The sequence below is a fragment of the Pseudoalteromonas sp. SG43-1 genome, assembly GCF_014164415.1.
Classification (GTDB): Bacteria; Pseudomonadota; Gammaproteobacteria; order Enterobacterales; family Alteromonadaceae; genus Pseudoalteromonas; species Pseudoalteromonas distincta.
This window is the reverse complement of sequence record NZ_JACJFD010000012.1, coordinates 47,918-70,875: the sequence shown is the minus strand read 5'-3', so window position 1 is coordinate 70,875 and position 22,958 is coordinate 47,918. Positions and strand designations below refer to the sequence as shown.

The following is a 22,958-nucleotide window of genomic DNA, read 5'->3' as shown; positions in this document are numbered from 1 at the left end:
TTTTATGTTTAAAATAAGTTAAGGAATGATTAAGTCACTAGGTAATACACTAGGGGGATAATATTGAGTAAGGATAACAAACATGGAAAAGCATCAAGCAGTACATTCACGTAAAAAAGCACTTACAGGACTTAGTTTATTAGCACTGAGCGCTTTTGCTATAACCGGTTGTGATCAACAAACAAAGCCGACTGAAAATACAGAGCAAGCAAAATCAATATCGACTCTAACTATCCAAGTTAGCTACAAAGATCGCAGTATGCTTCGCCCCGGTTCACAGTTAATCGTTACGCTTTCGGATGTATCTAAAATGGATGTAAAAGCAGATATAATAACCCAAGAAGTGATTGATATAACCCAAGCCCCACCATTTACTGTAGAGCTAACTTATGATGCCAGTAAAGTTAACGATAAACACCGCTATAGCCTAAGCGCCAGAATCATAAATAAAGACAAAGTACTTTACACAAGTACCACAAATAACGACCCATTTAGAGAGTCACAGCTAACTGGCCCTTATAAAATTGAGCTTTCAAAAGTATCCGTTGAAAAGCCAGACATAACGCTTACAAACACGTACTGGAAAGCAATAACAATCAATGCTCAAACAGTAAATGTTAGAACTAAAGAGCCGTTTATTCAGTTCGATAAAGACTACCGTGTTAATGGCTTTTTAGGCTGTAATAATTTTAGCGGAAGTTATAGCACCGAGCAGCACACAATTACACTTAGTCAGTTAGCGAGTACAAAAAAGATGTGTTCGGAGAATATGGACCAAGAGGCAGCTATGTCTAACGTACTTAACAATACTTCAAAGTGGGAAATTACAGGCGAGTCACTAAAACTTAAAAACAACAGCGGTAATACGCTTGCTACTTTTAACGCAGTTTATTTTAATTAATATTTAGCTCCCTAATATATGTGTTACCTAACACATTCGTATTGATTTTAAATAAAATGCCCAGCAAAACTGGGCATTTTATCATTCATTGTAAGCACTATTTAAAGCTACTCATCAACGAGTTGTTCACTTCTGTAAAAACCACTTGGCTCACTCAACAAATCAACAAGTTCAGGCATTATTGCATCCATTGTTTGCTTTAGCTTCCATGGAGGGTTAATCACAATCATGCCAGATGCTGTCATGCCGTGTACGTCAGTGTCCGCTTCAGTGCCTAATTCAAATAGCTGAATGTTGCGCATTCCTGAATCAATTAAGCCCTGCTCCATATTATCAATGCGCTCTCTGTCTACTACCGGATACCAAATCATATAAGTACCTGTAGCAAAACGCTGATGAGCTTTAACTAAGGTTTTTACAACCGTTTCGTAGTCATCTTTAATTTCGTACGGAGGGTCAATTAACACACACGCTCTGCGAGATGCTGGTGGTAATAATCCTACTAAGCCGGTAAAGCCATCTTCTCCGCGCACACGAATGGAGCGCTTACCTTGCATATTTTCTTCAAGTAATAATAAATCGCGCGGGTGCAGTTCAAAAAACCAACCCTTATCTTGGCGGCGCAAGTAATGCCCTGCAATTTTTGGTGAACCCGGATAAAATGCAAGTTCGTCAGTGTCGTTAAATGACTTAATTAATTCAATGTACTCATTAAGCTCAGCATGTTCACTTTTATGTTGCCAAAGTTTTTCAATACCATCTTGATACTCTTGCGTTTTTTGCGCATCAGCAGCTGCCAGTTCAAAAAAGCCAGCACCTGAATGCGTGTCTATATAATCAAGCGGTTTATCTTTAATTGTTTGGTAATTTAGTACTTGTGCCAGTACTAAATGTTTAAGTACATCGGCAGGATTACCCGCATGAAATGAGTGTCTGTAACTAAGCATTATTTATTTTCGCCATACGCAATTTAATATCGTAAGTGAACCATAAGCACTAGGCTTTGGCAACTCACACCAAGATAAGAGAGTGTTAAAGTGAACCATTTCTGAATGAAAAAGCTCATATGCTGAATTATCCCTTAACGCAGAAGAAAAATCAGCTAAAACCACCGTAAATGCTGGCAAATCAACACACTTTGCTTTACATTTGCATGACATTAATTACAGTTATATGAGCGCCTTTATGAACAACACTACTCTTCAACAACTCGAACAACTGATCGATTCTTTAATCGAACGTAATAATCAATTACAAACAGATGTTGCTACTTTAAAAGAACAGAACACTAAACTAAGCGATGAAAACGAATTACTACAGCTTGAAGCTTTAGAAAATGAAGAAAAGCAAAAAGATGCCAGCACTACTTTATCTGGTCTTCTTGATAAATTACAAAGCGCACAACAGGCTAGCTAATGTCTGAGCTGCAAAACCAGCGGGTCACTGTTGAGTTGCTAGGTAAAGAGCAGCAATTTGCTTGCCCCGAAGGGCAGGAAGATGCATTAATAGCAGCAGCTAAAAATCTAAATGACTTAGTTGAGCAAATGAAACAACGCTCAACCGTTAGAAACGAACAAAAAGCCCTACTAATGGCAGCATTAAACTTAAGCCACGAATTGCTAGAAGCAAAAACACAGGCTACAGTTGAACAACAGCATCAAGACCAATTGATTGATAAACTCAGTCAGCATTTGGCAAATGACCCCAAACACCAAAAATAAAAAGCGCATACTGCGCTTTTTGTTTATTATTAAAGTAATTAAACCTCAGCGTAGAGATAATAAATGAAGTTAAAACTTTCAAACATAACCTCTTCATGTAAGCACTTACTATTGGCATGCACTTTACTATCAATAGCACCTAGCACCTACGCTGCCGTTATTTGGAATACAATAAACCCTCATATTCAGTTTTTAAAGCAACAAGACAAGCTTCGCTTTTACGACTCTAACCAAGTATTAATTGAAGGCGAAAAATGTGCCCTACTGGTTGATACGAGTGCCAATTTTGCTGCAGTTGAACAACTTGCTGAAGATTTAAAAAAACGCCTTAAAACACCTTTATGCTATTTGGTTGCCACGCATTACCATGACGATCACTTGCTAGGTATGGCGGTTATGCAAAATTTTTATCCTGATGCCAAGCTCACTGTTCATCAGCAAGTAAATAAAAATTTTAGCCTTTACCAAACAGCATATACCGACAAACTAGACACCTATGAAAAGAGCATTGAGCTGAGCTACCAACGATTAGCGAATGTCCCTAAAGAAGAGCAAGCTAAATGGCGTGATAAGTTAAAGCTTGCAAAAAAGCGACTTTTTCGCTGGCAGGAGTATCAGCTTAGCAAACCCGAAATAGTAATTAATAGTCGTAAAATTATCGACCTTGGTGGTTTTGAGGTAACGCTTGAGCCGCAGCAAGCCCATACTAACGGTGATTTAACTATTACTACTAATAAGGGCAGTGTGCTGATTGGTGGTGATATCGTTGACTGGCTTCCTTACCCTGGTCACGGCGAACTTAAAAGTTGGCAAACGTTGCTTAAGCAATATATTAACGACGAAAAGCTCACTATTATTATACCTGGCCACGGCGGCACATTAACAAAAGAGCAGCTGAAACAGCCGCTATCATTTTTAACAGCCATAACGGAGCATGTTAAAAACAGTAAAGATCAAAGTATTGAGCAGTTAATGCTGTCGTTTCCTGAATCAGTTATTGAGCCTTATAAACAAGAAGCGCTTAATATAAAATCGAGTAACTTTTTTTTACAAGCAGGCCTAAATCGCGTAAAAAGCGCAGAATAACTCAACACAACGGATTGTGTTAAAATAATAAAAGGAATTTACAAAAGTGATCACTATGCGCAGTTTGGTTTTATGTTGTTTGGGTATTTTGTTATTTGGTTGTCAATCAACGGAGCAAGAACCACAAGAAGCTCCACAAATATTTACTCATTTTGAGCCTGACTATACTTATGATATTGACGAGGAAGTAGCTCAAACGCCTCAAGTTAATGAGCCAGTTACGCCACTTCAATTCAAAAAAACAATCGTAAAAAAGCGCCCACCAAAAACCACCGATCTGTGGGTGCATATTGCCAATAATCTACACTTTACGATTTATCAAAATCGCGCTTTAAAAAAGCGTATCAGCTGGTATGCAAAGCAACCTAACTACTTACAAACGGTGAGCAAACGCGCAGCGCCTTACCTGTATCACATCGTAAAAAAAATTGAGCAAAAGCAATTACCTATGGAGCTCGCATTACTACCATTTGTAGAAAGCGATTTTAGACCAACAATAGCCTCATCACAGCAAGCTGTTGGTGTTTGGCAGTTAGTTGGCGCAACGGCGCATCACTTTGGTGTTAAGTCAGACCAATGGTATGACGGGCGCCAAGACGTACTTGCTTCAACCGATGCTGCACTTGATTACTTAAGTTACTTACACAAACGCTTTGATGGTAATTGGCTACATGCTTTGGCCGCTTATAATAGTGGTGAAGGCCGTGTTAAACGCGCAATAGAAAAAAATAAAAAACGCGGTAAAAGCACCGATTACTGGTCGCTCAGTCTGCCAAAAGAAACCGCTGACTATGTACCCAAGTTACTCGCTTTAAGCTATTTAGTTAAACACCCACAAAAAGGGATTAAACGTCCAAAGCTTGCATATAAACCATTTACAACACAGATGAATATAGGCCAGCAGTTCGACTTTTCAGTCATTGCAAAGCTCTCTGGTATAGGTTCAAAGCAGTTACATGCTATTAATCAGGGATATTTAAAAAATCAAAGCTCACCTAACGGGCCGCACACTTTACTGCTGCCTATAGGACAAGAAGCATTATTAAAAAGTCAGTTCTTCAAATCAAATTTTGCTGGAGAGTACATCGTTAAACAAAACGATACGCTTTACAGTATAGCCAGGCGTTTTAGTATGTCGGTAAAAGCTTTAAAACAACTTAATAATAAAAATAATAATTTAATAGGTGTTGGAGAAAAGTTATTAGTTGGGCAACCTAAAACTCTGCCAAGCACATTAACTGTTGATTACAAAATCAGCCCTTATTTAGAACACCAAGAGATTGCGATTCCCACCATTGAAATAGATTACGAAGTTAAGTCGGGCGATAGCCTTTGGAGTATAAGTCAGCTTTACGATGTACCTCATAGCGACTTGGCAAAATGGAACAAACTCTCTGCATCGAGCATTTTAAAACCTGGCACTCAATTAGTACTGTTTATACCACAGGCTGAAAAGCAAAAAGCAGCCCCAACAAAAAAAGATTTTCTGCTAAATTTACAAAAAACACTAAATCAGCCACGTTAAGTTTATAAACAAGTATATTTCGCGTAAAATTGCGCCCTAACATAGTTATTATTTGAAGAGACAAGCATGCAAATTAGCAAAAATTCAGCAGTTGAATTTCATTACACCCTTAGCGAAGCGGGCGAACAAATTGAAAGTAGCACAAACGAAGCGCCACTTACTTACATTCATGGCAGCGAAGGCATGCTTCCTGGTTTAGAAAAAGCACTTGAAGGTAAAGAAGCCGGCGAAAAATTTAGTGTAACTCTAGAGCCAAGTGAATCGTACGGCGAGCGTGTTGATGATTTAATTCAACGTATTCCGCTTAAGCATCTACAAGGCGACGTTAAAGTATGGAAACCAGGTATGACAGCAATGGTTAGCTCTAACCAAGGTCGTCATCAGGTTACCATTGTTAAGGTTGGTCGTTTTAACGCAGATTGTGATTTAAACCACCCATTTGCGGGCAAAACACTAACGTTTGACGTTGAAGTTGTATCTGTACGTGAAGCAACAAGTGAAGAAGTTTCTCACGGACATGTGCACGCTGAAGGCGGCTGTGGTCACTCTCACTAGTTAGCGATAAAGGAAGTAAGTATGTCTAAAGTTGTAGTAGTTACAGGTGGTACAAAAGGAATTGGTCTAGCCGTTGTAAAGCGTTTGCTAAGTAATGGCTATAAAGTACATAACCTTGATATAGAGCCAAGCGAAACTGGTATATTTCATCAGTGTGATGTAAGTGATGTATCGGCGGTACAAAGCTGTATCAACGCTATCTGTGAACAAAGCAAACGCATTGATGTACTTGTTTCTAATGCTGGAAAACACTTAAGCGCAAATATAGAAAGCACCGATGAGCAAACTCTCGATGCACTTTTTGCGCTTAATGTTAAAGGCGCGTATGCCGCAGTACAAAGCGTATTGCCAAGCATGAAAGCGCAAAATAGCGGCGCTATTATATTAGTCGCATCCGATCAAGCAATTATAGGTAAGCAAAACTCTTTTGCGTATAACCTAACAAAACATGCCCTTGCCTCAATGGCCAAAACAACAGCGCTTGATTACGCGAGCTTTAATATTAGAGTAAATGCGGTATGCCCTGGCACAATAGAAACCCCGCTATTTCATAACGCGATAGATGCGTACTGCGCAAAAAGTGGCGCAAACAAAGCTGAAATAGTTGCCGAGGAAGCAAGTCTGCAACCGCTTAACCGATTAGGTCAAGCCGACGAAGTTGCTGCTCTTGTGAGCTTTTTAGCAAGCGACGATGCCAGCTTTATTACTGGTAGCTTACAAAGTATTGATGGCGGCTATACAGCCCAATGAGCATGCAAATTATTGACCCTCATGTGCATTTTTTTAATCTTGCCGAGGGGCAATATACTTGGCTACAAGGCGAAAACCCACCAGCATGGCCTAACCTAGAAAAAATTAAACAACCAATAAGTGCAAAGCAACTTGTTAAAAGTACTGATTTTGAACTTGCGGGTATTGTGCACATTGAGGCTGGGTTTGATAATCAATCACCTATAAACGAGTTAAACTGGCTAAGCTCGCATTTAAAAAACCTTTCATTTAAGGCTATTAGTTACAACCAAATTGATGCGCCCGCAGAGCAATTTAATCACGCGCTAAATGCACTGGCTCATTCAAGCCTTTGTGGTATAAGAGATATAACCGAAGAAGATGATGCAGTGAGACTAAAAAGCCCTCATTGTATTAATAACCTTAATTTATTGGCTACAAATAAACTGCATTTTGAAGCTCAATTTGATATTGAAAATAGCGAAATAACCAAACAAATAGCTTACTACGCTAAGCAGCTACCGCAGCTTCAAATTATAATTAATCATGCAGGACTGCCAAGTAATTTAAATGATTGGCGACAAGGTGTTGAGTTACTTGCTCAGCACGACAACATAGCAATTAAATTCTCTGGTTTTGAATTACTACAACTTACCAGTGAGCAACAAGCAGCGTGTTTTAATATCCTTTTTAATCACTTTGGCCAGCAGCGTATTATGTTTGCAAGCAACTTTCCTGTGTGCCAAATAAATACAAGCTACAACACCCTATGGCACTCCCATAAGGCGTTATGCTCAAACGATAAGACATGGCATGACCTTAGCTATACAAACGCTAAGCACTACTACCAAGTTTAAGTAAAACTAGTTATATTAAACTCTCTTTTTATAATAATACGGCCAATTTATGAAAATGTACTTTTTACTAATCGTTGTATTTTCTGCGTTTTTTCTCAATGGCTGCATATCTCAAAATCCAGATCCGACACCTAAGCTGCAACATGCTCTACTGTCAAAGCCAAATAAAACAGCCGTTAGCAAAGCAATTAAAACACTTGTACATATACAAGAAACTCAATTAGCTGATAATGTATTTACTACCAGCAGCACAATAACCCTTAGCAATGTGGATGGTAATAATATTATCGACACGCAAAGTCGCAATACACCCGATCAGTTTGAATTGATGATTAAAGGCAAGCAATGCTATATACGCCACCTTGATAGTAAAGCCACTATCGAGCTTAAAGACGTAGAATGTAGAATTAACGAGTTATAACAAGCTAAAACTTTACCAAACAAGTAAAAGCCGGTAAGTGACTAATCACTTACCGGCTTTTTAATGCATGACCTAAAGTTAGGTTAAAAGGCTATTATTTTATTTCTACGCGTTGAGACCGCATAACAATCTCATCATTTAATTCAATACCCAAGCCTGGCTCTTCTGACACTTCAAAGAAACCATTTTTAGGTTGTGGGTCTTGTAAACATAACTCGCGGTTCCACTTTTTAATCGCATAAGTGTGGTGCTCATGAATCAAAAAGTTAGGGATAGCCGTTTCTAAGTGCAGTGATGCTGCTGTTGCAACAGGCCCGCCACATACGTGAGCCTGAATACGCACATCAAAAATATCTGCGTAATCACATACTTTTTTAGTTTCGGTAAAGCCACCACATAAACCAATATCAGGTTGCAGAACATCAATACTTTGATCTTCTAAATACGGGCGCACACCCCAGCGATTATACAAACGTTCACCACCAGCAATTGGCACATTAACTTTATCAGCTACTTTTGCGTGTAATGAATGGTTTAAATAGTTAACTGGCTCTTCAAAGTACATACAGTCAAACTCTTCTGCAATTTCACCTAGCTGAATAGCTGTTGTCACGCCAGGTAAACTGTGGCATTCAAAAATAATATCCACTTCGTCGCCTACTGCTTCGCGAATAGCTTGCATGCGCGCACGGTATAGCTTCATTTCAGTACGTGAAATTATTTTTGTACGGTCGTAATAAGTATTGCCATCTTTATCGTATTGAATTGGATCTACTTTTACTGCATCGTAACCTTCGGCCATCGCCTTTAAAGCCGCTTCTGCATATTCTTGCGGTTGTACTAGGGCTTTAAATTCGCTATCCCAGTCAAACTGTAATTGCGAAGCGTAAGTGCGTAGTTTGTCGTTAACTTTACCGCCTAATAACTGGTATACAGGTAAACCAAGCGCTTTACCTTTTATATCCCAAAGTGCGGTATCAATTGCGCTCATTGCAGCATATACAACAGGTCCGCCGCCTAAACCCCAAAAGCTTTCACGTAACATACGAGACCATAGTTTTTCTGTTTGAAATGGGTCGTGGCCTATTAAAAAGGCGTCGGCCATTTCCTTAATCATAGCCGCTGCAGCACTGTGACCTAAATCGTATGCAAGGCCCGCTTCGCCAACACCACTAATACCTTCGTCAGTATGAATACGTACAAACACAGGTGTCCAAGAAGGTCTATCAGGACAGTGAATATCAAATACTTCAACGCGATTTACTTTCATTAAAATTCCTTATTAACCGCTATGGGTTATTTTGCAAAACTAGGGTCAAGTCGATACGCTTTACGTAACATCGCAGGCCACGCAAGTTGCCCGCCAGTGCTGCCACTGTGTACTACGTTTGCTTGATTATAAATATTGTCGATTATAGGTTGCGGTACTTCAATCACCTCTTGCGAGCTTGATTGTAGTGCTAGTTGTATTTCACACGCTCGCTGTAAATCATAAAAGCGCATAAACGCATCGCCTACCGTTGGGCCTACTGTTAAGCCACCATGATTTACCAATAACATATGGTTAGTGCTGCCCAAATCATCTTGCAGCACTTTTCGCTCGTCGTCGTTTACTGCAAGCCCTTCGTAACCATGATAAGAAAGCGATGGCAGTGAAAACATTGAATATTGGCTAAGCGGTAATAAACCATTTTTTTGTGTAGCGACTGCGATTGTTTCTTTGGTATGAAGGTGAATAACACAATGAGCGTCTTCGCGTACCTCGTGAATCGCACTGTGAATAGTAAATCCAGCTGGATTAATACTAAATGGCGTATCGTCAATAATGTTGCCGTCTAAGTCGACCTTTACTAAATTAGAGGCAGTTACTTCATCAAAGGTTAAACCAAACGCATTCACTAAGTAGTGGTCGGTGCCAGGTAAACGTGCTGATAAATGCGTATAGATTAAATCCCCCCAACGAAAGTGCTCTACCAGTCTATAACACGCGGCTAAATCAACACGAAGTTGCCACTCTTGTGCTGATACTTTATTTTTTAAATCGAGTTGGGGTAAATCAAACATAATGAGCCTTATAAAAACGTACATTATTAACCTGTACGAACAGATGTTTAGAAGTCTAAAGCAGTCTCTATTTTATAGCAAACACCAAACAAAACAGCCACACTATTGTGTGGCTGTTTATAAAACTAAAATACCAATTGCATTAAAATGGTATAACTGCGTAAATTATTTTACGTTAGCTAGGTAATCTGCAATTGCTTCAAACTCTTCATCAGTTACCGTTGCAACCATTGCTTTCATAGCCATGGTCATACCGTTATTACGTGCACCTGACTTAATATCTTTCATTTGCGCTACTAAATAGTCTTTGTTTTGACCGTTTAGTTTAGGGTACATACCCATAATTGGTGCTTTACCTTCAGCGCCATGACAAGTTTGACAATTTTTAGCGGTATAAAGTGCAGCGCCATCGGCAGCTGTTGCATTAAACGAGAAGCTTGCGGCTAAAGTAATACCCGCGCCTAATAGTAGTGTTTTCATCTTGCTCATTGTATTTACTCTTCTTTTTTGACGGTTAGAAAAACTGTTCTATTGATTGTAGTAAACAATCAAATAAAAAGCATACGTACGAAACGACGCTAGACGATCAACTTAACCAAAAACCGCTAACTCGTTTCTATCTCACTTTTATATACTTTAGCAAATAAAAATGAGCTTACCCTTAATAACTTATTACCACACTATATCATCTGGTACTTCAAAGTCTGCGTATGGGTCATCTTCATCTTTTGGTTTGCTTTCTGGCTCTACATGAAAAACAATATACTTTTCGTCAACTTCAGCCACTTTGCGTGCTGGTTCGTCGTCTAGTACGTAAAATTGCCCTTCTAGTACACAAATAGCTAAACGACCGCCCGATAACGCTTTTTGCGTTTTCTCGTTCACGTCGATATTTTTTACTTTATTTTGATAAGTAAAATTAAATGTGCGCTCACCACGAATAGCGTCTTGGTTGTGGTGCTCTAAAATTTGTTTAACACGCGCTTCTTGTTCGCGCTGCTTTAAGCTCACTTGGCGTGTTTGGTTAAGCTCTTCAGCTTTTTTTTGCTGCTCTAGCTTGGTTTGTTGAATATGCTTTTGCAGATCACTTGGGTTGCTAGTAGCCCCTTTCTTTTGCTTTTTTTGTTGCTTACGCTTTTCTGATTTAGCAACTTTAGCATTATGCGATGTTGTTAATCCTGCTTGAAGCAATTGGTCTTGTAATGAACCCATGACTTTGTTCCACTAAAAACTAATATTATCGCTATTTTAATCACCAACGAGTTCAAATAACAGCGCTATCGACATTAATCTAGCAAACTAGTTAAAACAAACCATGATATAGCGCAATGACTATGGTTTTAATTATGAATTAAAAGCAATTTTTAATACAATACCACGCAACCAATCAGCAAATGCACAAGCCATATAATGCGTTTACCTCATCTACTCGTTTGCTCGGTATTTATATTTTTTGTGCTTTATGCACCGCAACCCCTACTTAGCCTTTTTGCGAGCGAATTTAATGTAGCACCTGCGGTAGCTGGCAGCTTAATGACTGCAACTATGCTGCCCCTAGCCATTGCCCCGCTCGTTTATGGTTTATTTTTAGCAAAAATAAATCCACTACTTATATTACGTATTGCAATGGTGCTTTTAGGCCTTAGCTGCTTACTTTTTATTTATGTACCTAGCTTTGAGCTTTTATTATTAGTCAGATTTTTACAAGGTTTAACGCTCCCCGCAGCTTTAACAGCAATGACTAGCTATATAGGCATGAGTTATAGCGCTGATACACTTCAAAAAAATATGACCCTATATATTGGTAGCAGTATAGTTGGTGGTTACTTTGGACGTGTGCTTGCCGCTTTGTTTAGCGACTTATGGAATTGGCAGAGCTTTTATTACGTAATTGCTTTTATGCTTCTTTGCTTAGCTTTGACAGTTAAGCATTCTCGCTTTACAAACCCAGCTAAACAGTCGCAGCTCTCCCCTCTCGATTACATTAAACAACTTAAAGAAGGCGCTGTACTTAAAGTTTACGGCGCCGTTTTTTGTATGTTTTTTTGTTTCGCTGCACTGCTTAATTACTTACCGTTTATATTACAAAACACGTTTTTAATTACCAATACTCGTGACATAGGTTTAGTTTACAGTGGTTATTTAATTGGTGCCCTCGCCTCTATTGCTGCACCTTGGTTACTTAAAAAAGTCCCTTCGCCTTGGCATTTATTGACTGCGGTATTTAGTTTTTATAGTGTGAGTATTATTTTATTAATGAGCCATCAGCTTAGCTTATTTTTAATCGCATTTACTTTGTTTTGTGGTGCTATGTTTGTGATTCATTCAACTGCCGCACCGCTCGTTAATAAAATCAGTAAAGCCCCACCAAGTGTAACCAATGGCGGATATGTATCGTTTTATTACAGTGGTGGCGCATTGGGGTCGTTATTACCCGGTGTGGTATACCAACATCATGGGCAAACAGCGTTTATGTTTACGCTGCTTGCGGTTTGCTTATGTGGTTTATCGTTAATTATGTGGGCTTATTTTGAGGGTAAAAATACAACGCGCGGTTGATGCTTTGTGTAATTAAAAAATGTTTCTAAATCAGCTTTACTAAGCAACCATGTTTGGGTGTTTTCAAACGGATGACAATGAAACAAATCACCGTGCCAAATATCTTGGTCAACCCATAAGCTCACTTCGTTTTGCTTATCATTTAAAAGAGCCAACATAGATACACACCCAGGAGCCACTTTTAAATATTTAGCTAGCCGCTCACTCGATGCGAACCCTAAGCGTGAAAGCCCTTGTTGCTTTGATAGTGCCTTTAAGTCGAGTTGCTTATTGTGCGCTGTAATAACTAAAAAGTGTCGCTTGCCTTCGTTATCGCGTAAAAATAGGTTTTTAAGGCGAGTACCTGGGCGCTCAATCATAAACTCATCTGCCGCTAAGCTAGTATGTAGCGGCGAATGCTCTATTACATCATAGTTAATATCTAGGTGCGCCAAAAGCTCTGCTAACTTAGTTTTATCAGCCAGCATATTACAAACAACGCCCTCTTAGTTGTACACTCAAATCTCGCCATAAAACATCATTAACTTCATGCTTGTTGCCGCAATACTTACGATCTTTTAGCTCTTGATTTAATAATTCAACTGCTTGGTCTTCTAGCTGTAACTTCAGAATGCTCGATTCTTCAAAATGCTCTTTCTCTATATACTGCTTAACCTCACCACGACTTGGTCTCTTATTAGGACCACGGTCTAAGTTAAAGTTTTCACGATGCTTAGCTTTTACCGAAACAACATAAGCAAAAAGCTTATTGCCTTGCTCATCTTGCTTTTCGTGAAACTGTTTATTATTTATTTCAAAAGGCGGCTCATCATTTGAGGCACAGCCAGCGAGTAAAACCATAAGCGCTAGAACATATTTTTTCATTGTTTTTTATCGTTTTAGTTTTGAATTAAGCCGAGTCTAACAAAAATTGACGTAAACAGTGAAAATTTACGAAAAAATACTTGACCAAATTTATAAAAAAACTTAAAGTTCGTCCCGCTTGGAACTCAGCAGTCAAGCAGTTACATTATATGTAACTTAGGAATGTGGGGCTATAGCTCAGCTGGGAGAGCGCCTGCCTTGCACGCAGGAGGTCAGCAGTTCGATCCTGCTTAGCTCCACCACTTTCCTACTCCTTTTAAAATTCGTTCTACTCTTCTATTTTTCCACTGTTTTTATTATTTTTTGATACCCTAACATTCTAATTTTTCATTCTATATAATTTTAAATTTATCCATTCAACTTGTGTCTTTACAAGTTCTTAGCTATACATAATGTCACACATTAGTACTTTAGGCTTAACATGGACAACCCTAAGCGTTCAACGCTAAAAAAGCTAGCTGCAATAGGTTTAACAGCAGGTGCAATAACACATGCGCCTTATGTTTTTGCCCGAAAAAAAGTCACATTAAGAGTGCTTGGTACGCATGTAACACTCCAAGAGGCTATTCGCAAGCAAGCGATGAGTGACTTGGGTATTAATATAGAATTTACTCCCGCAGGCAGCGCTGCCGTTTTGCAAAAGGCATCAATGGACCCTGGCTCCTTTGATTTATACGAACAATGGTCAAACAGCATTAATGTGCTTTGGGATGCAGGTTCCATTCAGCCAATAGAAAAAAAACGACTCACCTACTTTAACGAAATAAATCCACTTACTAAAACGGGAAAACTAACCGAAACTGCAAGTATTGGTGCAGGTGATGCTCCCTATAAATTATTAAATGTTCAACCCGATGGCACATTAAGCTCACAAGAAAGCGATCATATTAGCTTTTTACCTTATGTGCATAATGTTGACTCTTTTGGTTACAACACCGACTTTATTAAGCCAGGTATAGCATACGAAACAGAAAGCTGGAGTTGGCTGCTTGATGACGAGAACAGAGGTAAAGTAGCTATTGTAAATGCGCCTACCATTGGATTATTTGACCTAGCCCTAGCAGCACAAAGTAAAGGACTTATAAAATTTAACAATATAGGTGCAATGACCCGCCCAGAACTTGATAGGTTGTTTAGTATATTACTCGACTTTAAACGCCAAGGTCACTTCAGTGGCTATTGGAATTCGGTTCCTGAGTCGATTGAATTTATGAGAAGTAAGCGAGCCCATATAGAAAGCATGTTTTCGCCTGCAGTTTCTGCATTAAACAGCCAAAATATTAATGTACGATTTGCCGCGCCAAAAGAAGGCTACCGAGGCTGGCATGGTGTTATGTGTTTATCGTCACAAATACAAAGTAGCGCAAAAGATGCAGCTTACGATTATATGAATTGGTGGCTTTCAGGCTGGCCTGGTGCATTTATTGCTCGCCAAGGTTATTACATTAGTAACCCGCAGCGCTCTAAACTACTCCTATCTCAGTCTGAATGGGATTACTGGTACGGTGGAAAAGCAACAAACATAGATTTATTAAATACCAATGGCGACGTAGCTGTAAAAGCAGGTGGGCAACGTAATGGCGGTAGTTACCATAAACGCTTTAGTAATGTAGCAGTGTGGAATACAGTTATGCCAACCTACGACTACAGCCTGCAAAAATGGTATGAGTTGATTAGCCGATAATGATAATAAACTCAATTAAATCAAAAATAATATTAGCTCTGTGTTCGCTGATTGGATTACTTCTTTTACAGAGCTATTTGTTTAACTATTCGCAAACGTCTTTACTTAACTTGCAAAAATCGCAACATAACGCGCTTATTCAAAGTGAAGCTGTAACTAACTTAGAAAACGATATTATTTCCCTGCGAGGGCATGCAGTTTCATTTATTGACAATGCAAATGAAAATACGATTACCAAATTTAATTTTTACTTAAATAAGGCAAATCTAAATCTCGAGCAGCTAAAAACAAACACTCAAAACCAGACCCCTGAGTATCAAAACTCACTAATACGCCTTGGCGAGTATTTAAATAATTACCAAGATACATTTGGCCAAGTTGTCGTAAACAGACAAAAACGCGAACACCTTTACATTACTCAGTTCAAACAACCTATTGATGACTTACAAGTAACAATTAGTGATTTAGAAGGGTCTTCAAACAATGATAATAAAGTTATTTTTAACGATGTTTTACTCACAATAAGTAATTTAAAACATGCAATTATAAGCTACCTCTATAAACCTAATTTTGATGAAGCACAAAATGTAAAACAAAACTTAAATCACTTACATAAAAAACTAACGAGCACCTCTGTAATAAATGAATCCCTCTCCAATAAAACAACAAGCTTAAAACAAGCTTATAACCAACTTGTATTACTCACCCGTAGCTACACTTTTTCTGTAAATGTAGTGCTTACAGGCATAGAAAACGAATTGCTGTATTTAACTAATGAAATTAAAAACATAGAAAAAAATAAACTAATCAAAACAGAAGAGCTACTAAGTAGCCACTTAACAAAAAATACAGAACAGGCAAATATATTTGCCGTTTTAATTATGTTAATCATTTTATTTTTAAGCTATTTTATTTTTAGATCGGTTATAAAACCAATTACTCAGCTCACTTTATTACTTAAAGATATGAATAGCGAAAAGCCAGTAACTATTTCAAATAACAGCCAAAATCAAACTGAAATAGCATCGGTAATAAAAGCAGCTAACGCTTTATATTTAAAAAATAAGCAAACCAAAGAGCTACTCAATGAAACCCGCGTATTAAATTCCCAAATGGAAGCAATGAATGCCGACCTGACGAGTGCCATGGAGCAAACCGATAAAGCCAATAAAACAAAAATAGATTTTGTAGCCAATATGAGTCATGAACTTCGCACCCCAATGAATGGCATATTAGGTATGTTGCAACTTTTACAAAGCAGCGAGCTTCCCTCAAGGCAAAAACACTACGCAGATAAAGCTTTTTCAAGTGCTCAAAATTTATTGCAGATTTTAAACAATATTCTGGATTTTTCTAAGCTAGAATCGGAAAAAGTTCAGTTAGAGCAAATCCCTTTTACCTTACATACTATAGTTTCTAACGTTCAAAATTTATTCTCAACAAATGCCAAGCAAAAAGGTTTGTTATTAAACTTTACTTTACACGTTGATGCAGGGCTTGAACTTATTGGCGACCCAATGCACTTAAGCCAAATAATAAATAACTGTGTAGGTAACGCAATTAAGTTTACTGAGCATGGTGAAATATCATTAATTATAGAAGCGACATCTCAACACGAAAAAACAATAAACCTTCGCTTTAGTATAAAAGACACGGGTATTGGGATGACTGAAGAGCAATCAAAAATTATATTCCAGTCTTTCTCGCAAGGTGATTCAAGCACAACAAGAAAGTATGGTGGGACCGGTTTAGGACTCACTATAAGCAAACAATTAACTAAATTGCTGGGCGGAGATATACAAGTAAGAAGCACGATTAATCAAGGTAGCGAGTTTTTCTTTACTCTACCCTTTACTTTATCTGAGCAACAAAAGCTTAAAAAACACGCCTTATTAATTAGCCCCGATAATGAGCAAATTAAAAAATTAATGGACTTACTAAGTGATATAAATATAACGACAGAAACAACACAAGAACCATTAAGAGCCATTGCAAAAATGTCTCAGCCTAGTAGCCCATTTAGTATTGTAATAATGTCGATAGAAAAAAAAGAGCTCAACGATAACTTTATTTTACAACAACTGTACGCTCAAAATAAAAACGTTAATGAAAAATTGAAACTTATTTTATTAATTACCGATGAAAAGTCTCCAGAACCAATTGCAAAAAATGAAAATATCGACGTTATAATTATTGGTAATAAAAATAGTGAAGTAGAAATTTTAAGAGCACTCTCACCAAATAATTTTAAAGAAAAGCAATTAAAGCCCCATCCTAAATTCTCGGGTTTTAATGTATTAGTTGTTGACGACAATAAAATTAACCAAGAAATAGCCTCAGCCCTTTTAGCAAGACTAGATATGACCGTGAACATTGCTGACAATGGACGTGACGCATTAGATAAAATAGAGACAAATGACATCGATATTATTTTTATGGATGTTCAAATGCCAGTTATGGACGGACTAGAAGCAACAAGTATATTAAGAGAGCGAGGCTACAAAACTCCTATAATTGCTATTACGGCAGCCGCAGACCCTAATGATAAAAAAGCAGCATTTAGAGCCGGTATGGATGACTTTTTAGTAAAACCGATTATTTTTGATTCACTTTACGAAAGCATAGAAAAGCATCTGCAAAGTAATGAACCTCTGAGCACTATAAACCTGCCATTAGCAAAAGAAAACCTAGAAAACAATGACGAATTGTTAACTAAATTATTTACTCAGTTTGTCAACGATTACAATGACTTTTCGACTAAAGCTGATATGTTAATCAAAAATAGAGAGTTAGAAAGCTTAATTCGACTAGTACATACACTCAAAGGACTGGCCGGCACATTAGGCTTGGAGCTGCTGCAACAAAGCGCGCAAAGTGTTGAGAAAAGCTTAATAGATAAGAAAATTATTAATTTATCTCATTTTAATGAGCAATTAATACTTACACTTTTTGCTGTAAAACAATTTTTGATAGCTGACAGCTTTAAAAAAGAACATATACAGCAACATGAACTAGAAAACGAAGACTCGGTTATCGATAATATATACTCATTAGCATTAACCGCTCGCCCCGTACCTAGCAGTTTGGTTAGACAGCTAGAAATGAATCAATATGAGAGAGGCCACTCCCTATTTAAGCTCAAAGAAGCAATTGATCATTTTAACTACGCGTTAGTAATTGAGCTTATTGATATGTATAGAAACGATAATAAAAATTAGGCATAACCACTAACCTGAACTAGATTTAATATTGTAAAGAACGCAGAGAAGGACAGATAGTGCATTCAAATTACCTCGCAAACAGTAATGGATTAACCACAGAACAAAAGCATAAACCTTTAATTCTTATTGTTGATGACGAACCTAGTAATTTACACGTATTAGTAGAAGGACTTTTAACTGACTACGATGTACGTATTTCTACTAGTGGTGAGCAGGCTTTGATCTTTATTGAGTCAACTCGGCCTGACTTGATTTTATTAGACATAATGATGCCAGGCATGGACGGCTACGAAGTATGTAATATACTCAAAGCGAAACAAAATACCAAAGGGATCCCTGTCATATTTGTAACAGCGCTTACAGAAGAAGAGTCTGAAGAAAAAGGCTTTGCAATGGGCGCAATTGATTACATACATAAGCCTTATAAACTAGCTCTAGTTAGAGCGCGTATTCGTACACACATTACAGCGCAAGGCATGCTAGACAGGTTAATAGAAAAAAACTTTGATCTGCACGACAAGCTACTCGAAATAGAATCGCTAATACAAGAGCTAAGCCAGCGAGAAGAAGAATTAAAAGAACTCTCATCAAAACAAAAATTATTTTATCAAGCCCTAACGGGAACTGCCGATGGTGTTGTTATTACCGATAGTAACGGCAAAATTATTGCGGTAAACCCTTCATTTTGTCGTATAACCGGTTACTGTGAATCAGACTCACTACAAATGCAGTTGCACGATATTAAACAAAATAACCATCCTAGCATTAGCTTTGACCAAGTATGGGAACATGCAAATCAAGCAGGCTATTGGAGTGGAGAACTTGTAACCAGACGAAAAAATGGCGAACTTTATCCAGAGCTACTAACTCTCAGTTTGGTTAAAGGCGATCAAGATACTAACGTTCACTATATTGGTGTATTCAGTGATATTTCGAGCGTTAAAGTAACCCAAGAAAGAATTCATTACCTTACATGGCATGATGAACTTACAGGTTTACCCAACCGAAATGGGTTTTTAAAGCAGTTAGAGCAACAACTTCAAGTTTGTAGTACCGAAAATAGTTATGCCTATATTTATATTATTGATATAGACAGCTTCCACTCAATCAATGATGGATTAGGCTTACTCGCTGGCGATAATATTTTAAAAGAATTAACTAAACGAATCCATACTCACGTGAGTAAAAAAGATGTTATTGCTCGCTTAGGTAGTGATGAATTTGCAGTACTGTGTACAGTTGAAAAAGGTGTGGGCAGAGCTAGAGCTCAAGCTATGGCTGAAAATAAAGCCCAAGAGCTACTTGCAAGTGTAAACCATCCATTTGTCGTTGCTGAACAAGACGTTAGCTTAACAGTAAGTATAGGCACCTATATTTTTCCACGAGAAGATCAATGGGAAAGTGCTATTGAGACTATTCGTAACTGTGAAGCGGCCTGTTACAAAGCAAAAGAGAAAGGCGGCAATAGAGTTACCTTTTTTGATACTTCATTTGGCGAGCAAGCAAAACGCCGTTTTGAAATAGAACAAGATTTACGTAAAGCTATTTTAAATAATGAGCTATCGCTATATTTACAATCCCAATTTGATCGAAACCAAACTCTTAAGGGCGCTGAGGTTTTATTAAGATGGGAGCACCCTCAAAAAGGCTTTATTAGCCCTGGTGAGTTTATATCTATAGCCGAAGAGTCAGACATAATTTATGATTTAGATTGCTGGGTAACTTCAAATGCACTTGAAATACTAACGCAACTTGGTAAAACCCACCCTGAGTTAAACTTATCAATTAATATAAGTGGCAGGCACTTTCATGAAGCGCGTTTTTTAAACTTTATTAGCCAACAGATAAAGCAACATAACATTAATCCTCAACAACTCACTATTGAGATAATTGAAGGTACGTTACTTAATCATATGGAAGCGGCTATTGAAGCTGTTCACTTTCTCAAGAAGCTAGGTATTAGAGTATCAATTGATGACTTTGGTACTGGATATTCGAGCTTAACCTACCTAAAACAATTACCAATACAAGAACTTAAAATTGATCGTTCTTTTGTTTTAGAGGCTCCTACCGATAACAACGATAAACTAATTATTGATATGATTGTAAGCTTAGGTCGTTTATTTGAACTCGAGATAGTTGCTGAAGGCGTAGAGAACCAGTCCCACTTTGATTTACTACAGGAGTATCCTGAGGTTATTCTGCAAGGCTATTATTTGCATAGACCAGAACCTGCAAGTGATTGGTTAAAAAAGTTAAAGTAACTGTAGCGTGATTTATAAACTAAAAAGCCGAGCATAAATATGCTCGGCTTTTTATGGACTTAATTTTTGCGGTTACTCGCGAACTTGGCCAACTCCATTAACTAAATACTTTTCTGTCGTTAGTGACTCGAGGCCCATAGGACCGTATGCATGTAGCTTGGAAGTAGCTATTCCAATCTCTGCACCTAGGCCCAATTGTGAGCCATCAGAAAAACGAGACGATGCGTTAACCATTACTACAGAAGCATCAACACTACGTTGGAATAACTCTGCAGCAGCTTCATTTTTAGTACAAATTACTTCTGTATGGTTTGATCCAAACTTTGCAATGTGTTCAACCGCTGCCGTAAAGTTTGGTACAACGCGAATAGCGATTTCTAGGTCTAGATATTCTTCACCAAATTCGTTATCGGCTAACACAGTTGCATTATCAAAGTATTTAGCTGCAAAGCTGTCGGCATTTATTTTTACACCTTCTTGGCGTAATACAACTGCGCAAAGATTTAAAAACTCATCTGCAACATCTTGATGAACTACTAAGCCCTCAAGTGCATTACAAACACCGGTACGCTGCGTTTTACCGTTAAGTAGTAAGTTAATCGCAATTTCAAGATCTGCATCTTTATCTACATATAGATGACAAACGCCTTTGTAATGCTGAATTACTGGGATCGTACTGTTTTCGGTAACAAAGTTAATTAAGCCTTCACCGCCACGTGGAATTATTAAATCAATGCTTTCACGTTGCTGCATCAATTCCATTAATAGTGCACGGTCTGGATCTGGGATCACTGAAATAAGTGATACTGGTAAGTTATGCTTTTCAAGTACGCTGTGCATTACACTTGCGATAGCTTGCGAACTTTTAAGTGCTTCTTTACCGCCACGTAAAATTACGCCATTACCTGATTTAAAACATAATGCGCCAGCGTCTGCTGTTACATTTGGGCGTGCTTCGTAAATCATACATACAACGCCAAGAGGTACGCGCATTTTACGAATTTTAATGCCATTTGGACGCTCTGTAATATCACGTAGCTGACCAACAGGATCATCTAGGCTTACTATTACTTCAATGCCTTCTGCCATTGCTTCAATACGCTCATCGTTTAGCGTTAAGCGGTCTATCATTGAGGCTGCTAAGTTATTGTCGCGTGCTGCGCTTAGGTCACTCTCGTTTTCTTTGATTATAAATGCTTTTTGCTCTCTTAGTGCCGCTGCCATTTCAACTAGTACTTGATTTTTAGTCTCGGTGTCGAGTAAAGCAAGTGTATGGGCAGCTTTAGCTGTCTGGCGTGAAATGTCCGTAATTAAGCTCATGACTTCTCCAATAATGCGATATGTTTTTCAGATATAACTGGTCCAATTGAATCCTGCATTTTTTCGCTGAATTCACTCTGTTCGTTGTCTGCAATAAAGTTTAACAAACAGCTACTATAATTTGCGGTCGCTTTCGCTAACCGGGTGCCATCTTCACTACGAACTAAAATAGTATCACCAACGGCAAATTCACCGTGAACTTCCATAATTTCGTCACCACGAATACATCCACTTTCACCTTCAAGAGATTCATCAAATGATCCATCAACAACAACTTCACCTTGCTCATTTGCTGTATGTGTCATCCAATGAATAGAGTCCTGCATCGGTTTTTCGTACGGTAAAAATACGCTACCAGGATTTTCCCCAGCTAGCAATTTCGTAAATGTTTCTTCTTTAAAGCCGTTTATAATATAAGTTGCTATACCATGTGACGTTGCTTTTTCTGCCGCTTCTATTTTAGTTTTCATACCACCAGTACCAACGGCACTTGTAGCACATCCTGCCATAGCATAAATAGATTCATCAATTGATTTTATTTCAGGCAGTAACACCGCATCATCATGTAAGTTAGGGTTTTTATCATATAGCCCGTCAACATCTGAGAATATTAATAAAGCATCAGCGTCGGCAGCTGCTGCAACCATTGCTGATAAGTTATCGTTATCACCCACTCTTAAGTCGTCGGTAGTTACAGCATCATTTTCATTAATGATAGGAAGAACACCATGCTCAAGTAAAGTAAACACTGTTTCACGAATACTTTGGTAACGCTCTCGATCACGTAAATCACCGTGCGTTAATAATAGCTGCGCAGATGGAAAGTCAAAAAAGCGGTCCCACATGGCGATCATTTCTGTTTGACCTGCTGCCGCCATTGCTTTTTTCATTACCACAGAGCGTGGTTTGTCTGATGGGAATAAATGCGCGCCAGCAGCTACAGAACCCGATGATACTAAAATCACCTCGATTCCACGGGCACGACAACGAACAATGAACTGTGCGATGGTTAATATGTAACGCGAACGGCAGCCATCTTGATCTGGTGCAATTAATGCACTACCTACTTTAAGTACGATACGTCGCCAATTTAACTTTTGCATAAATGCTCAACTTTCCATTTTATCTGCGCTCACCTTAATTAGACGAGCTAAAACTAAGTAGCTAGGTTTAAAACATAGCTTCGA

General features: G+C 38.2%; 22 protein-coding genes and 1 tRNA gene. 14 read left to right on the top strand and 9 right to left on the bottom strand.

What is annotated here, in order from left to right; all coding sequences use genetic code 11:
- The first annotated feature begins 82 nt into the window (after positions 1-82).
- A complete protein-coding gene (locus tag H5159_RS10455) occupies positions 83-901 on the top strand; it encodes an META domain-containing protein (protein ID WP_182780252.1) in 819 nt (272 codons plus the stop codon).
- Positions 902-1,008: 107 nt separating this feature from the next.
- On the opposite strand, the gene H5159_RS10450 is transcribed toward H5159_RS10455, so the two are convergent.
- Positions 1,009-1,848, bottom strand: a complete 840-nt coding sequence (locus H5159_RS10450) for a 23S rRNA (adenine(2030)-N(6))-methyltransferase RlmJ (protein WP_182780251.1) — start codon at positions 1,846-1,848, stop codon at positions 1,009-1,011.
- A gap of 238 nt (positions 1,849-2,086) precedes the next feature.
- Between H5159_RS10450 and zapB the strand changes: the two genes are divergently transcribed.
- The 8 genes from zapB (at position 2,087) to H5159_RS10410 (ending at position 7,795) form a co-directional block, all read left to right on the top strand.
- Positions 2,087-2,317, top strand: coding sequence for a cell division protein ZapB (zapB, locus tag H5159_RS10445; protein ID WP_002957855.1), 231 nt, complete (start codon positions 2,087-2,089; stop codon positions 2,315-2,317).
- Positions 2,317-2,622 (top strand): cell division protein ZapA, encoded by a 306-nt coding sequence (locus H5159_RS10440; RefSeq protein ID WP_182780250.1) that lies wholly within the window; start codon positions 2,317-2,319, stop codon positions 2,620-2,622. Before zapB ends, H5159_RS10440 begins: the two co-directional genes overlap by 1 nt.
- A 63-nt stretch (positions 2,623-2,685) precedes the next feature.
- A complete protein-coding gene (locus H5159_RS10435) occupies positions 2,686-3,708 on the top strand; it encodes an MBL fold metallo-hydrolase (RefSeq protein ID WP_182715866.1) in 1,023 nt (340 codons plus the stop codon).
- A gap of 55 nt (positions 3,709-3,763) precedes the next feature.
- Entirely contained in the window at positions 3,764-5,233 is a 1,470-nt protein-coding gene (locus tag H5159_RS10430) for a LysM peptidoglycan-binding domain-containing protein (RefSeq protein ID WP_182780249.1), read from the top strand.
- 66 nt (positions 5,234-5,299) lie between these two features.
- On the top strand, positions 5,300-5,788 hold the full coding sequence (locus H5159_RS10425; protein WP_002957860.1) for a peptidylprolyl isomerase: 489 nt from the start codon (positions 5,300-5,302) through the stop codon (positions 5,786-5,788).
- 21 nt (positions 5,789-5,809) lie between these two features.
- A complete protein-coding gene (locus H5159_RS10420) occupies positions 5,810-6,538 on the top strand; it encodes an SDR family NAD(P)-dependent oxidoreductase (protein WP_182780248.1) in 729 nt (242 codons plus the stop codon).
- On the top strand, positions 6,535-7,374 hold the full coding sequence (locus tag H5159_RS10415; RefSeq protein WP_182780247.1) for an amidohydrolase: 840 nt from the start codon (positions 6,535-6,537) through the stop codon (positions 7,372-7,374). Before H5159_RS10420 ends, H5159_RS10415 begins: the two co-directional genes overlap by 4 nt.
- A gap of 49 nt (positions 7,375-7,423) precedes the next feature.
- The gene (locus H5159_RS10410) at positions 7,424-7,795 is read left to right on the top strand and encodes a hypothetical protein (RefSeq protein WP_182780246.1); all 372 of its coding nucleotides are present in this window, start codon (positions 7,424-7,426) and stop codon (positions 7,793-7,795) included.
- A gap of 94 nt (positions 7,796-7,889) precedes the next feature.
- Here H5159_RS10410 and H5159_RS10405 read toward each other — a convergent pair whose 3' ends face one another.
- From H5159_RS10405 to H5159_RS10390, 4 genes are all read right to left on the bottom strand, one after another.
- Positions 7,890-9,065: a mandelate racemase/muconate lactonizing enzyme family protein gene (locus H5159_RS10405; protein ID WP_007375956.1), complete on the bottom strand. Its 1,176-nt coding sequence runs from the start codon at positions 9,063-9,065 to the stop codon at positions 7,890-7,892.
- 26 nt (positions 9,066-9,091) lie between these two features.
- Positions 9,092-9,859 (bottom strand): class II aldolase/adducin family protein, encoded by a 768-nt coding sequence (locus tag H5159_RS10400; RefSeq protein ID WP_010554363.1) that lies wholly within the window; start codon positions 9,857-9,859, stop codon positions 9,092-9,094.
- A gap of 165 nt (positions 9,860-10,024) precedes the next feature.
- Positions 10,025-10,348 (bottom strand): c-type cytochrome, encoded by a 324-nt coding sequence (locus tag H5159_RS10395; protein WP_182694165.1) that lies wholly within the window; start codon positions 10,346-10,348, stop codon positions 10,025-10,027.
- A 183-nt stretch (positions 10,349-10,531) separates the two neighbouring features.
- A complete protein-coding gene (locus H5159_RS10390) occupies positions 10,532-11,071 on the bottom strand; it encodes a DUF2058 domain-containing protein (protein ID WP_182715863.1) in 540 nt (179 codons plus the stop codon).
- Between the two features lie 198 nt (positions 11,072-11,269).
- On the opposite strand from H5159_RS10390, the gene H5159_RS10385 reads away from it, so the two are divergent.
- Entirely contained in the window at positions 11,270-12,418 is a 1,149-nt protein-coding gene (locus tag H5159_RS10385; protein WP_165723902.1) for an MFS transporter, read from the top strand.
- On the opposite strand, the gene H5159_RS10380 is transcribed toward H5159_RS10385, so the two are convergent.
- A complete protein-coding gene (locus H5159_RS10380) occupies positions 12,385-12,885 on the bottom strand; it encodes a prolyl-tRNA synthetase associated domain-containing protein (RefSeq protein ID WP_182780245.1) in 501 nt (166 codons plus the stop codon). The two genes, H5159_RS10385 and H5159_RS10380, sit on opposite strands and share 34 nt — an antisense overlap.
- Position 12,886: 1 nt before the next feature.
- Positions 12,887-13,282 (bottom strand): hypothetical protein, encoded by a 396-nt coding sequence (locus H5159_RS10375; RefSeq protein ID WP_182780244.1) that lies wholly within the window; start codon positions 13,280-13,282, stop codon positions 12,887-12,889.
- Positions 13,283-13,448: 166 nt separating this feature from the next.
- Between H5159_RS10375 and H5159_RS10370 the strand changes: the two genes are divergently transcribed.
- The 4 genes from H5159_RS10370 to H5159_RS10355 all read left to right on the top strand — a co-directional run bounded on the left by H5159_RS10370 (position 13,449) and on the right by H5159_RS10355 (position 20,451).
- Positions 13,449-13,524 (top strand) — tRNA-Ala (locus H5159_RS10370).
- Between the two features lie 179 nt (positions 13,525-13,703).
- Entirely contained in the window at positions 13,704-14,966 is a 1,263-nt protein-coding gene (locus H5159_RS10365) for a PotD/PotF family extracellular solute-binding protein (RefSeq protein ID WP_182780243.1), read from the top strand.
- Positions 14,966-18,184, top strand: coding sequence for a response regulator (locus H5159_RS10360; RefSeq protein ID WP_182780242.1), 3,219 nt, complete (start codon positions 14,966-14,968; stop codon positions 18,182-18,184). The genes H5159_RS10365 and H5159_RS10360 overlap by 1 nt, the downstream gene beginning before the upstream one ends.
- A gap of 59 nt (positions 18,185-18,243) precedes the next feature.
- Positions 18,244-20,451 carry an EAL domain-containing protein gene (locus H5159_RS10355; RefSeq protein ID WP_182780241.1) on the top strand — a complete coding sequence of 736 codons (2,208 nt, stop codon included), beginning with the start codon at positions 18,244-18,246 and terminating at the stop codon, positions 20,449-20,451.
- Between the two features lie 72 nt (positions 20,452-20,523).
- Here H5159_RS10355 and H5159_RS10350 read toward each other — a convergent pair whose 3' ends face one another.
- Both H5159_RS10350 and proB read right to left on the bottom strand, forming a co-directional pair.
- On the bottom strand, positions 20,524-21,771 hold the full coding sequence (locus tag H5159_RS10350; RefSeq protein ID WP_182780240.1) for a glutamate-5-semialdehyde dehydrogenase: 1,248 nt from the start codon (positions 21,769-21,771) through the stop codon (positions 20,524-20,526).
- Positions 21,768-22,874: a glutamate 5-kinase gene (gene proB, locus H5159_RS10345; RefSeq protein WP_002957876.1), complete on the bottom strand. Its 1,107-nt coding sequence runs from the start codon at positions 22,872-22,874 to the stop codon at positions 21,768-21,770. Before proB ends, H5159_RS10350 begins: the two co-directional genes overlap by 4 nt.
- Between the last annotated feature and the right edge of the window lie 84 nt (positions 22,875-22,958).